Below are 1,256 nucleotides of genomic sequence, written 5' to 3'. Positions count from 1 at the left end.
CCGCGCGGGCACGGTCGTGGCCACCGCCCCCGGCACCCCCTACACGGTGACCGGCCTGACCCCGGCCACGGCCTACACCTTCACCGTCACCGCCCGCGACGCGGCCGGCAACACCTCGGCGGCCTCGAACGCCGTGAGCGTGACCACGTCACCGGCCTCCCCGGTGGTCGCCCTGCGCGCACGGGCCAACAGCCGCTACGTGACCGCCGCCAACGGCTCGGCGCTGATCGCGAACGGGGCGTCCGTCGGGACCGGGCAGCAGTTCGAACGCGTCGACCTGGGCAACGGCAACGTGGCGCTGAGAGCGAAGGTCAACAACCTGTACGTGACCGCGGAGAGCGCCGGAGCGCAGCCGCTCATCGCCAACCGCACCGCGATCGGCCCGTGGGAGACCTTCCAGCTCATCACCAACCCCAACGGCTCGGTCAGCCTCAGGGCGCAGGCCAACGGCCAGTACGTGTGCGCCGAGGGCGGCGGAGCGCAGCCGCTCATCGCCAACCGCGCGGCGATCGGCACGTGGGAGCAGTTCGACCTCGTCTGAACGTCCACGCCGGGCGGGTCGGCGGGCCCGCCCGGCGACATGATGGCCCTCATTATCCGGCCACTTCCTGCCAGCGCCGCGGCCGACACCCAGCACCATCGCAGCGGTACCCTCGAATTCGCCGGTCAATGGAATTCGATCCGGTGGAATGTCGTGGCATATTTCCGCGCACCGATTACGCGGTGAATATGCGCGTCAGTGAATCACGCGACGATGTACGACGCATGGGTACAGCTAAAGCATTCAGGTGTGGTGGAGGCGGCCGATGTCCCTGAACGAGACCAAGCAGACCCCGGAGTACGTGGCGCCGGTGCCGGAGGAGGAGCCGCCCCCGCGCCGGCGTCGCAGGACCGCGGCAGTGATCGGCACGGCCGTCGCCGTGCTGGCGCTGGGCGGGCTCGGATACGGCCTCCTCGCCGACCGCCCCCTGCCTCCGGACGGTGGGGCCCCGCCGTGGGACACCCCCTCGAACCCGAAGCCGCTGGTGCTGGCCGCGGGCCTGAAGTTCGGGCCGATGGGCATGGCCGAGCACTACCACTCCCACCTCGACGTCTACGTCGACGGCAAGCCGGTCTCCGTCGCCGCCGACATCGGCATCGACCCCGGGTCCGAGGAGATGGCGGTGATGACTGGGCTGAGGACCATCACGACGTGGAGGTGCAGGACGAGCAGGGCCGGGCGGTCAAGCGGGCCCGGCTGCCCGAGGGCGCTGCCG

2 pseudogenes are annotated in these 1,256 nt (G+C 71.1%); both read left to right on the top strand.

Annotated features, from left to right (window positions below):
- Nucleotides 1–541, top strand: a pseudogene (locus AB0B89_RS36520) (hypothetical protein); the annotation flags it as partial.
- A gap of 265 nt (nucleotides 542–806) precedes the next feature.
- Nucleotides 807–1,256: pseudogene (locus AB0B89_RS36515) on the top strand (hypothetical protein); the annotation flags it as partial.

Origin of the sequence: Sphaerisporangium sp. NPDC049002 (assembly GCF_040649355.1) — a bacterium.
Lineage (GTDB): Bacteria > Actinomycetota > Actinomycetes > Streptosporangiales > Streptosporangiaceae > Sphaerisporangium.
The sequence above is the reverse complement of the archived record's forward strand: the minus strand, read 5'-3'. Positions and strand labels throughout refer to the sequence as shown.